Origin of the sequence: Paraburkholderia tuberum STM678, from assembly GCF_902833905.1 — a bacterium.
Taxonomy (GTDB): domain Bacteria; phylum Pseudomonadota; class Gammaproteobacteria; order Burkholderiales; family Burkholderiaceae; genus Paraburkholderia; species Paraburkholderia tuberum.
This window is the reverse complement of sequence record NZ_CADFGP010000116.1, coordinates 1-10,792: the sequence shown is the minus strand read 5'-3', so window position 1 is coordinate 10,792 and position 10,792 is coordinate 1. Positions and strand designations below refer to the sequence as shown.

The 10,792-nt window shown below is 63.1% G+C and carries 7 protein-coding genes and 5 tRNA genes; 1 reads left to right on the top strand and 11 read right to left on the bottom strand.

Going from position 1 to position 10,792, the window contains the following annotated elements:
* Window positions 1-152: 152 nt before the first annotated feature.
* From HWY30_RS39580 to gltX, 6 genes are all read right to left on the bottom strand, one after another.
* Window positions 153-229: transfer RNA gene (locus tag HWY30_RS39580), tRNA-Asp, on the bottom strand.
* Window positions 230-309: 80 nt separating this feature from the next.
* A tRNA-Glu gene (locus HWY30_RS39575) sits at window positions 310-385 on the bottom strand.
* Between the two features lie 61 nt (window positions 386-446).
* A tRNA-Asp gene (locus HWY30_RS39570) sits at window positions 447-523 on the bottom strand.
* A 90-nt stretch (window positions 524-613) separates the two neighbouring features.
* Window positions 614-689: transfer RNA gene (locus HWY30_RS39565), tRNA-Glu, on the bottom strand.
* A gap of 188 nt (window positions 690-877) precedes the next feature.
* Window positions 878-953, bottom strand: a tRNA-Ala gene (locus HWY30_RS39560).
* Between the two features lie 120 nt (window positions 954-1,073).
* Complete coding sequence (gene gltX, locus HWY30_RS39555) at window positions 1,074-2,483, bottom strand: glutamate--tRNA ligase (RefSeq protein ID WP_090800644.1); 1,410 nt, start codon at window positions 2,481-2,483, stop codon at window positions 1,074-1,076.
* 488 nt (window positions 2,484-2,971) lie between these two features.
* On the opposite strand from gltX, the gene HWY30_RS39550 reads away from it, so the two are divergent.
* Window positions 2,972-3,919 carry a patatin-like phospholipase family protein gene (locus HWY30_RS39550; protein ID WP_090805355.1) on the top strand — a complete coding sequence of 316 codons (948 nt, stop codon included), beginning with the start codon at window positions 2,972-2,974 and terminating at the stop codon, window positions 3,917-3,919.
* A gap of 113 nt (window positions 3,920-4,032) precedes the next feature.
* Here HWY30_RS39550 and HWY30_RS39545 read toward each other — a convergent pair whose 3' ends face one another.
* From HWY30_RS39545 to HWY30_RS39525, 5 genes are all read right to left on the bottom strand, one after another.
* Window positions 4,033-4,698 carry a C40 family peptidase gene (locus HWY30_RS39545; protein ID WP_090800645.1) on the bottom strand — a complete coding sequence of 222 codons (666 nt, stop codon included), beginning with the start codon at window positions 4,696-4,698 and terminating at the stop codon, window positions 4,033-4,035.
* Window positions 4,699-4,834: 136 nt separating this feature from the next.
* Window positions 4,835-6,466, bottom strand: coding sequence for an ABC transporter ATP-binding protein (locus HWY30_RS39540; RefSeq protein WP_090800647.1), 1,632 nt, complete (start codon window positions 6,464-6,466; stop codon window positions 4,835-4,837).
* Window positions 6,463-7,569, bottom strand: a complete 1,107-nt coding sequence (locus tag HWY30_RS39535) for an ABC transporter permease (RefSeq protein ID WP_090800648.1) — start codon at window positions 7,567-7,569, stop codon at window positions 6,463-6,465. The genes HWY30_RS39540 and HWY30_RS39535 overlap by 4 nt, the downstream gene beginning before the upstream one ends.
* On the bottom strand, window positions 7,569-8,606 hold the full coding sequence (locus HWY30_RS39530) for a microcin C ABC transporter permease YejB (protein ID WP_090800650.1): 1,038 nt from the start codon (window positions 8,604-8,606) through the stop codon (window positions 7,569-7,571). Before HWY30_RS39530 ends, HWY30_RS39535 begins: the two co-directional genes overlap by 1 nt.
* Window positions 8,607-8,655: 49 nt before the next feature.
* Window positions 8,656-10,572: an extracellular solute-binding protein gene (locus tag HWY30_RS39525; RefSeq protein ID WP_090800652.1), complete on the bottom strand. Its 1,917-nt coding sequence runs from the start codon at window positions 10,570-10,572 to the stop codon at window positions 8,656-8,658.
* Window positions 10,573-10,792: the final 220 nt, after the last annotated feature.

Sequence of the window (10,792 nt, the reverse complement as noted above, 5' to 3'; positions counted from 1 at the left end):
CTTCCCCTTGCCGGGTGTGCAGAGGACTTTCACCCCCAAGTCATCCGGCTCGCCACCACAGCGGGTCGGACAGCGCCAGTCACGGCGCTACGCGCCATGCCTGGCGCACCAATAAAAAAGCCCACTTCTTGCGAAGTGGGCTTTCTCAAATCTGGCGGAGCGGACGGGGCTCGAACCCGCGACCCCCGGCGTGACAGGCCGGTATTCTAACCAACTGAACTACCGCTCCAGATTTTGCATCGCAGCGTGCGAGCCATACTCTCAGCTTGCTGCACCGTTCAAACTTCCAACCGAACGACGCCGATGTTCTGGCGTCCCCTAGGGGATTCGAACCCCTGTACTCACCGTGAAAGGGTGATGTCCTAGGCCTCTAGACGAAGGGGACAACGTACTGCTTACACCCTTAATGAAAAAGCCCGTTCAAGTATGTGTGAACGGGCTTTGTCTGGCGGAGTGGACGGGACTCGAACCCGCGACCCCCGGCGTGACAGGCCGGTATTCTAACCAACTGAACTACCACTCCAGTCTTTACACCCTGCTTGCGAGCGTCGGTTAATTCTCTGCAAGCTGCGCTGCTTTACTACTACTCGAATACTAAAGCGACGCTGATGTTTGGCGTCCCCTAGGGGATTCGAACCCCTGTACTCACCGTGAAAGGGTGATGTCCTAGGCCTCTAGACGAAGGGGACAAAATCTTTTCAGATCCGTCTCAATTCGCTTTTGACTTGATCAACTCGCGCTAACTTTTCAGCTAATTCGCCAAGCTATTTTCTAGTCAACAGCGAAAGACCGCTACTTTAACTACATTTCAGCGATTTGTGAAGTCTTTTTTCTACATCCATCAGACTTCTTAACCACTTCCACCTCTCTGCTCTGTTGGTGGAGGTAAGCGGGATCGAACCGCTGACCTCTTGCATGCCATGCAAGCGCTCTCCCAGCTGAGCTATACCCCCGCGCACATCAGAGAAACGAGATTTTAGAGGGCGATCTGCGCTTTGTAAATACCCTTTGAGCAATTACATTCGAATTTTCTCCGGAGGCATGCGAAACCTCTGACGCACGCCGCCAACGGATTAGCCAAGCGCTTTTTCGATGCGGCTAACGACGACGTCGCGACCGAACAGCATCAGCACGCTATCGATCGACGGTGTATGCGTCGTACCCGCCACCAGCAGACGCACCGGCATCGCGAGCTGCGGCATCTTCAGGTTGTGCGTGCCGAGCGTCGCTTTCAGCGCGGCGGCGATCGCCTCCTTGGTCCATTCGACCGTATTCAATGCAGCGGCCAGATCAGCGAGCGCCGGACGAACCGCGTCGGTGACGTGCTGTGCAAGCGACTCAGCGTCGGGTGCCGGCGTGCGATAGAACATCGCGGCGTTCTGCGCGATCTCCTTCACGGTCGACGCCCGATCCTTCATCAGGCCCACCACGCCCGTCAGATCCGGACCTTGGGCGAGTGTGGCTTCGTCGATGCCGAGCTCCGCGAAGAACGGTTTCGCCAGTTCGGCGAGGCGTGCGTTGTCGGCTTCCTTGATGTAGTGCGCGTTGAGCCAGTTCAGCTTGTCATGGTCGTACTGCGCCGGCGACTTGCCGAGGTGCTCGAGATCGAACCACTCGACGAACTGCTCGCGCGTGAAAATCTCCGCGTCACCATGCGACCAGCCGAGGCGCGCCAGATAGTTGACGACCGCTTCCGGCAGATACCCCGCATCGCGATAACCCATCACGCTCATTGCGCCGTGGCGCTTGCTCATCTTCTCGCCCTGCTCGTTCAGCACGGTCGGCAGGTGTGCATACACCGGCGGCTCGCCACCGAGCGCGCGCAGTATGTTGATCTGGCGCGGCGTGTTGTTGACGTGGTCGTCGCCACGAATCACGTGAGTGATGCGCATGTCGAGATCGTCGACGACGACGCAGAAGTTATACGTCGGCGTGCCGTCCGGACGCGCGATCACGAGGTCGTCGAGTTCTTCGTTCGAGATTTCGATGCGGCCTTTCACCGCGTCGTCCCACGCGACCACGCCGGTCAGCGGATTGCGAAACCTTAGCACCGGCTTCACGCCCACGGGCGGCTCCGGCAGCACCTTGCCCGGCTCCGGGCGCCACGTGCCGTCGTAGCGCGGCTTTTCGCCTGCTTCGCGCTGGCGCTCGCGCAGCGCGTCGAGCTCTTCGGTCGACATGTAGCACGGATAGACGAGCCCCGCCTCCTGCATCTGCTTCAGCACTTCGCCGTACCGGTCCATGCGCTGCATCTGGTAGAACGGGCCTTCGTCGAAATCGAGGCCGAGCCACGCCATGCCTTCGAGAATCGCGTCGACGGATTCGGTCGTGGAGCGCTCGAGGTCGGTGTCCTCGACCCGCAGCACGAAGGTCCCTTTCATCTTGCGCGCGAACGCCCACGGATACAGCGCGGAGCGGATGTTGCCCAGGTGGATGAAGCCGGTGGGACTCGGTGCGAAACGGGTACGAACGGAGGTGGTCATTAGCGGTTACTCGGAAAACAGGCGCCGGCGCTCAGGCGAACACGACTGCGAAGCGCGGCAGCGAAGCGTGCCCATGCTGCGCGCGACGTCGCGCACGGCCACGAGGGAATAAGTGCAAGAGCCGAATTATACCTTCCGCACGCGGGTTGCCGCCCTCGTCCGAACGGCCTATGGCGCATGGGCGAACGGCGTCCGGACATCTGCGTACGCACCTTCCCGGCGCTCGCCCAACTCATCTTGAAAAAGCGCCGCGTCAGTTCCGAATACTTCCTCTGCAACGTTTCATTACAGCGGACCGCGCGAGCCGATCGTTTGCATTAAGATGTGCGCGCGCTGCGATGCGGGCTTACCGCACCTCGATCCGATCCGGAGCGAACACCGCTGCAAGCGCGCGCAATCGCCGTCGGCGATCCGCCCGGTCTGACCTCAGCCTGATCGCGGTACGCGCGACGCCGCTCGCGTCGCGCGCGCCGTTGCTGGAGAACTCGTTGAAACCCTCATCCCCGAACTTGAGCCGCCGCAGCTTTTCGCTGGCGGCCGCATCCGCGGTGCTTGCCGCCTGCACCACGACCGCCGGCAAACTCGATGGCGCGCCGATCACCGCGACGCCCGCCGTTCCCCCGCCGCCTGAAAAAGCGCAACAGAAGCCGGTTCGCGTCGCGCTCGCTCTCGGCGGCGGCGCCGCGCGCGGCTTTGCGCACATCGGCGTCATCAAGGCTCTCGAGGCGCGCAATATCCAGATCGACCTGATCGCCGGCACGAGCGCCGGCTCCGTGGTCGGCGCGCTGTACGCGTCGGGCATGAACGGCTTCGCGCTGAACAAGCTCGCGCTGTCGATGGACGAAGCGTCGATCAGCGACTGGGCGATGCCGTTTCGTACGCGCGGCTTCCTGCAGGGCGTCGCGCTGCAGAACTACCTGAACACGACGCTGAACAACCGCCCGATCGAGAAGATGGCTAGGCCGCTCGGCGTGGTCGCGACCGATCTGCAAACCGGCCAGCCGATCCTGTTCCAGCGTGGCAACACCGGCATCGCGGTGCGCGCGTCGTGCAGCGTACCGTCGATTTTCGAGCCGGTGAAGATCGGCGGTCACGAGTACGTGGATGGGGGTCTCGTGAGTCCGGTACCGGCGTCGTTCGCGCGCAAGATGGGCGCGGATTTCGTGATCGCCGTCGATATCTCCCAGCGACCGGAAAACGGCGTCACGGCAAGCTCGTTCGACGTGTTGATGCAGACCTTCACGATCATGGGCCAGACGATCAAGGCCTACGAGCTCGACAAGTACGCCGACGTGGTGATCCGGCCGAATCTCGCGGCGATGAGCGGCAGCGATTTCTCACAGCGCAACGCCGCGATCCTCGCCGGCGAGGAAGCGGTCGCGAAGATGATGCCGGAGTTGCAGCGCAAGCTCGCCGCGCGGCGCATGGGAGCCTGAAAGCCCGGCGACGCACAGTCGCTGTGCGTCGCCATGGCAAAAACGCGCGCATCAAACGCAAAAAGCCTGCTTCGAACGAAGCAGGCTTTTTTATCGCCAGGCCTGGCGCCGAATCAGTTATTCCCGCCGATCGTCGCGGTCACGCGCTTGCGCAGATCGTCGGCCTGATACGAGGTCTCGATCCGACGCGCACCCGTAAAGCGCTTTTCCCAGTAGCCGTCATCCATGTCGTCGACGCGGATCGTGCTGCCGGTGGACGGCGAGTGCACGAACTTGTTGTCGCCGATATAGATGCCGACGTGCGAGAACGTGCGGCGCATCGTATTGAAGAACACCAGATCGCCCGGCTTCAGGTCGCTTACCCGCACCTTCTCGCCCAGGCGGCTCATTTCCTCGGCACGGCGCGGCAGCGCGAGACCGAGCGTGTCCTGGAACACGTAGCGCACGAAACCGCTGCAATCGAGCCCCGAATCAGGCGTATTGCCGCCCCAACGGTAGCGAACGCCGATCATGTTCAACGCGCCGACCACCACGTCGCCCGCTTTGCCGGCCATGCCCGAAAGGAACGATTTGGCGCTGCCGCTTTCGCTGCCTGCGGCCTTGGTTTGGGGAGTGAGAAGGGAGAGAGGATCCGAGCCGTTGGTGGGCGGATATGAGGCATTCTGATTAAAACCGCTTACTTCGTCGGCGAACGCGCCGGGAGCTGCTGCCATCAAGACGCCAATGAACATCCCGGCGACGACGCGCGTGCAAGCCTGGGTGAAGTTTCTGTGCTGCATTGGTCGGTAGTTTTTGCCAAAAAATCAGGGGTCTAGAAAAAAAGTTTGCTCGATACTAGCCAGTAAGTATTTGCCTGTCAAAAGGAATAGCAAAAATCAATCGACAGACGCACTCAATTGGGGAAAGGGTGAAAAATCAACGATCAAGCGCCGCTTTCAGCAGCTTTCGCGTGTAAGGATGCGCGGGTGCAGCAAAAATTTTCTCGACTTCGCCGGTCTCGACGATCGATCCGTTTTGCATCACCACGACTCGGTGCGCCATCGCCCCGATCACTTCCAGGTCGTGACTGATGAATACGAAGCCGAGGTTATATTTGTGCTGCAACCCGGTGAGCAGCTTGAGCACCTGCTGCTGGATCGATACGTCGAGCGCGCTGGTCGGTTCGTCGAGGATCAGCACGCGCGGCTCCAGTACCAGCGCGCGCGCGATCGCGATGCGCTGCCGCTGCCCGCCCGAAAATTCATGCGGATAGCGATACAGCGCGGTCCGGTCGATGCCGACTTCGCGCAGCACCGCGACGACCTTGTCGCGCCGCGCCTGCGGAGTCATCTGCGGCCGATGCAGCGCGAGCCCCTCACCGACGATCCGCTCGATCGTCTGCCGCGGCGAAAGCGAACTAAAAGGGTCTTGAAAGACGACCTGCATATTCGAGCGCAGCGCGGTCTTTTCGGCGCCGCGATAGCTCGCGAGCGCCCTGCCCTGAAACTGGATCTCGCCATGCGCGGTGCGCTGCAGACCGAGCAGTGCCATCGCGAGCGTCGACTTGCCCGATCCCGATTCACCGACGATCCCGAGCGTCTCGCCCTGGCGCACCGACACGTTCGCCGCGTCGACCGCGCGAAACCGCCCCGCGCCGAACCAGCCACGCAGGCCGGTCAGTTTCGTTCTGAAGTCGACCGCCACATCGCGCGCTTCGAGCAGCACCGGCGAGATCGGCAGCACCGGCACGACCTCGCGCTGCGGCCGGCTCGCGAGCAGCCGCTGGGTGTACGGATGGCGCGGCGCCTCGAACACCTGCTCGACCGTGCCGGTTTCGACCAGCACGCCTCGCTCCATCACCGCGACGCGCTGCGCGAAGTGACGCACGAGGTTCAGGTCGTGCGTGATCAGCAGCACGGCCATGCCGCGCTTTTTTGCTTCGTCGCGCTGCAGTTCCAGCAGAAGCTCGACGATTTGCGCGCGAATCGTCACGTCGAGCGCGGTGGTCGGCTCGTCGGCGAGCAACAGGCGCGGCCGGCAGGCAAGCGCCATCGCGATCATCGCGCGCTGCCGCTGCCCGCCCGAGAGCTGATGCGGGTAGCTGTTGATGCGCTTCTCCGGCTCGGTGATGCCGGTGCGCGCGAGCAGCGCGACCGCCCGCCTGCACGCCTCGGCCGCGCTGACGCCGTCATGCACGACGATCGTTTCCGCAATCTGGTCGCCGATCGTATACAGCGGATTGAGCGCGGTCATCGGTTCCTGGAAGATCATCGCGATGTCCGAGCCGCGCAGGCCACGCATCGCACGCTCGCTCTTCGCGAGCAGATCTTTGCCATCGAAGCGGATCGCCCCGCTCACCTGCGCGTCGTTCAGCAGACGCAGCACCGACAGCGCGGTCACGCTCTTGCCCGAGCCCGACTCGCCGACGAGCGCGACGCGTTCACCGCGCGCGATCGCGAGCGTGACGTCGTCGACGGCCACCGTGTCGCCGAACGCGACACGCAGATGGTCGAGTTCGAGCAGCGGCATGTCCGTCGATTGCGGATCGATTTGCGGCAGCGCGCTCATTGACCACCTCCGGCGTGTATCGCATCGGAGATACGCGTGTCGAGCGCGTTGCGCAGCGCGTCGCCCATGAAGGTCAATAGCAGCAGCATCGCCACCAGCACGCCGAAGGTCGACACCGAGATCCACCACGCGTCGAGATTCGCCTTGCCCTGAGCGAGCAGTTCGCCCAGGCTCGGCGTCGGCGGCGGCACGCCGAGGCCGAGGAAGTCGAGACTCGTCAGCGCGAGAATCGCGCTGCTCATGCTGAACGGCAGGAACGTGACGACCGACGTCAGACTGTTCGGCAACACGTGACGCCACATGATCTGCCAATGCGACAGGCCCATCGCGCGCGCGGCGCGCACGTAGTCCTGCTGGCGATTGCGCAGGAACTCGGCGCGCACGTAGTCGGACAGGCCGATCCAGTTGAACAGCGACAGCAGCACGATCAAAAGAGCGAAGCTGCGCTCGAAGATCGATGAAAAGATGATCAGCAGATAGAGCTGCGGCATCGCGTTCCAGATCTCGATCAGACGCTGCCCGACGATGTCCGTTCGCCCTCCGAAGTAACCTTGCACCGCCCCCGCGGCGATGCCGACGATCGTGCTGATCACGGTCAGCACGAGGCCGAACACGACCGACACGCCGAAGCCGTACAGCAGACGCGCGAACAGATCGCGGCCGCGGTCGTCGGTGCCGAGCCAGTTCTCGCGCGACGGTGGCGCCGGGTTGGGCGTCTTCGAAAAGTAATTGAGCGTGTCGTAGTAGTAATGATTCGGCGGATACAGTGCGAAGTTGCCCGGCGCATCGAAGCGGTGACGGATGTACGGATCGAGATAATCGGCCGGCGTGGGGAAGTCGCCACCGAAGGTGGTCTCGGCGTAGGTCTTGACGAGCGGGAAATACAGATGGCCGTTGTAGCGCACGACGACCGGCTTGTCGTTCGACCACAGCGGCCCCACGAGGCTCGCCGCGAACGCGACGACGAAGATGATCAGGCTCCAGTAGCCGAGACGCTGCCGGCGAAAACGCTGCCACACGCGACGCGCCGGCGACGGCGACATCAGTGCCCGCGCGGGTTCGGTGCGCGCCGCCGCGTCGGCGGAAAGGCGGGCTCGATTCATCAGCGCTCCAGTTGTTCGAATTGGATGCGGGGATCGACCCACACATAGCAAAGGTCGGAGATCAGCCGCGTGACGAGGCCGATCAGCGTGAACAGATACAACGTGCCGAGCACGACCGGATAGTCCCGCCGCATCACCGATTCATACGACAGCAACCCGAGCCCGTCGAGCGAGAACAGCGTTTCGATCAGCAGGCTGCCGGTGAAGAACGCGCCGATGAACGCGCCCGGGAAATTGACGATCAGCGGCAGCAGCGCATTGCGAAACACGTGCTTCCACAACACGCGCCGCTCGGACAAACCTTTGGCACGCGCGGTCAGCACGTACTGCTTGCGGATTTCGTCGAGGAACGCGTTTTTCGTCAGCATCGTGACGACCGCGAAGCTGCCCACCACCGACGCCGTGATCGGCAGCGTGATATGCCATAGATAGTCGAGGATCTTGCCGACGAGGCTCAACTGGTCCCAGTTGTCGGAAGTGAGGTTGCGCAGCGGAAACAGCTGCAGGAACGTGCCGCCGCCGAACAGCACGAGCAGCAGCACGCCGAGCACGAAGCCCGGAATCGCGTAGCCGACCAGCACGACGAGGCTCGTCGCGATATCGAAGTGCGAGCCGTTGCGCACCGCCTTCGCGATGCCGAGCGGCACCGATATCAGATAGGTGAGAAAGAACGTCCACAGGCCGATGCTGATCGACACCGGCAGCTTCGACACGATCAGCGACAACACGCTCTGATGACGGAAATAGCTCTGGCCGAGATCGAAGGTCGCGAAACGCTTGAGCATCAGCACGTAGCGTTCGAGCGGCGGTTTGTCGAAGCCGTACAACTGCTTCAGTTGCGCGATCTGTTGCGCATCGACGCCGCTATGCGAGCGCAGCCCGAACGGCGAGGCGCCCTCCGCGCCCTTGCGCAGTTCGTGCTGCATCTGCTCGACGGGGCCGCCCGGCACGAACTGGATCACGACGAAGGTCAGCGTCAGCACGCCGAGCAGCGTCGGGATCATCAGCAGCAGGCGTTTGAGGATGTAGCTCCACATAGGCGGTGTTCCAGTGCGAACGCGTTGGTGGGGGCGATGGCTCTGCGGATCAGTCGGCGCTGCCCGTGGGCGTGCGCGCCCGCGGGTCCTCGTACCACCACATCGTCGTGATCCAGCCCTCCGCGCCATAGTACAGCGGCAAAGTCTTCGGCCACGCGAGCCCGCGCTTGAACGCGACGCGATGCGTGCCGCTGTACCAGTGCGGCACCACATAGTAGCCATGCATCAGCAGACGGTCGAGCGCGTGCGCGGCATCGGTCAGCTGCTCGCGCGTTTGCGCATGCACGAGCGCGTTCAACACCGCGTCGACGGCCGGCGACTTCAGGCCGATCGCGTTGTCCGAGCCGGGGGTATCGGCGGCCTTGCTGCCGAAGCGGGTGATCTGCTCGGAGCCCGGCACCTGCACGTCGGGCATGCGAATCGTCGTCACGTCGAAGTCGAATGCGTCGAGCCGCTTCTGATAGACCGCGAAGTCGGTGGTGCGGAAGTTCGCGGTAATGCCGAGCTTTTGCAGATTGCGCGTGAAGGTCGCGATGATCGGCTCCATCGACGAGGCCGAACCCGAGTCGTCGAGTATCTCGAACTGGAACGGCTCGCCCTTCGCGTTGCGCAGCGCGCCGTCACGATAGGTCCAGCCGGCCTGCTGCAGCAGATCGCGCGCCTGCAGCAGATTCGCGCGCAGCGAGCCGGGCGGATCGGTATCGGGCTGCTTCGGCGGCGGCCCGAATACCGCCGGGTCGAGTTGGGCGCGAAACGGCTCCAGCAGCGCGAGCTCGCCAGGCGAAGGCAGCCCCTTCGCCTGCCATTCGGTGTTGGCGAAATAGCTGTCGATGCGCGTGTACTGGTTGAAAAACAGCTGGCGGTTCAGCCACTGAAAGTCGAGCGCGAGATCGAGCGCCTTGCGCACCCGCACATCCTGGAACAGCGGCCGGCGCGTGTTCAGGAAAAAGCCCTGCATGCCGGTGCCGTTGTGCTGCGCAAACTCGCGCTTGATCAACTCGCCACGGTCGAACTTCTTGCCGACGTCGCGCCGCACCCAGTTGCGCGCGATGTATTCGACCAGCGCGTCGTACTCGCCAGCCTTGAACGCCTCGAGCCGGGCGGTGCTATCGGCATACAGCTTGTAGACGATGCGATCGAAGTTGTTCATGCCGACGCGCACCGGCAGATCGGCGCCCCAATAGTGCGGGTCGCGTTTGAACGTGATCGTGCGGCCGTTGTCGTAGCTGTCGATCAGATACGGCCCGCTGCCGACTGGCTTTTCGAATGCGAGCTGGTCGAACGGAACACGGCTGCCGTCGGGCTTCATCCCCCACTTGCGCGAGAACACCGGCATGCTGCCCGCGAGCAGCGGCAACTCCCGATCGCGCTCGCGAAACTCGAAGCGCACCGTGGCCGGATCGACGACGACCGCACGCTTGATCTCGCTGAAAAGCGATGCGAACTGCGGCGCGGCCTGCGGGCTCTTCAGCGTGTCGAGAGAGAACTTGACGTCGTCGGCGGTCACAGGGTCGCCGTTCGAAAAGCGCGCGCGCGGATTGATGTGGAACGTGACCGACAGGCCGTCGGGCGCGACGACGATGTCGTCGGCGAGCAGCCCGTAGGCGGACGCGACTTCGTCGCTGCTGCCGATCGTCAGGCTCTCGAACATCAATTCGAGGCCGGGCGCCGCATTGCCACGCAGAGTGAACGGATTGAACTTGTCGAAGCTCGTTAGACGGCTCGGGTTCGCGAGCACGAGCGTGCCGCCTTTCGGCGCATCGGGATTGACGTAGTCGAAGTGCTTGAAGCCGGCCGGATATTTGGGCTCGCCGTATTGCGCGATCGCATGCGCGGCATGCGCGTGCGGCGCGACGAGCAGACTCGCGCACAGCAACGCGACGGCGAGCGCGGCGCGCAAGGGTCCGTGGATCACGCTGTGTCGAAGTCCCTCAGGCGTTTGAACCCGTCGCGAGCCAGTTGTCATGGAGTCGTGCTGGTAAATGGGCAGTGGCGATGTGGGGAATTCTACCCAATTAGCTTGCGCGATCTGGCGGGCGACTGCGACGAAATGCGTCAGTGACGGATGTTTCAGCAATCGGGTAGGAGGCGGGGTTGCCCCCGCCGTCCTCCCACAACACCGGACGTACGGATCACGTATCCGGCGTTTCCTGACGACTGGATTGCTCCAGCGAGCTTCGTTTCGT

Coding starts and splice junctions, on each gene's coding strand:
- gltX (WP_090800644.1), bottom strand. CDS start 2,483: ATGACCACCTCCGTTCGTACCCGTTTCGCACCGAGTCCCACCGGCTTC.
- HWY30_RS39525 (WP_090800652.1), bottom strand. CDS start 10,572: ATGACAACTGGCTCGCGACGGGTTCAAACGCCTGAGGGACTTCGACAC.
- HWY30_RS39545 (WP_090800645.1), bottom strand. CDS start 4,698: ATGCAGCACAGAAACTTCACCCAGGCTTGCACGCGCGTCGTCGCCGGG.
- HWY30_RS39535 (WP_090800648.1), bottom strand. CDS start 7,569: ATGAATCGAGCCCGCCTTTCCGCCGACGCGGCGGCGCGCACCGAACCC.
- HWY30_RS39530 (WP_090800650.1), bottom strand. CDS start 8,606: ATGTGGAGCTACATCCTCAAACGCCTGCTGCTGATGATCCCGACGCTG.
- HWY30_RS39540 (WP_090800647.1), bottom strand. CDS start 6,466: ATGAGCGCGCTGCCGCAAATCGATCCGCAATCGACGGACATGCCGCTG.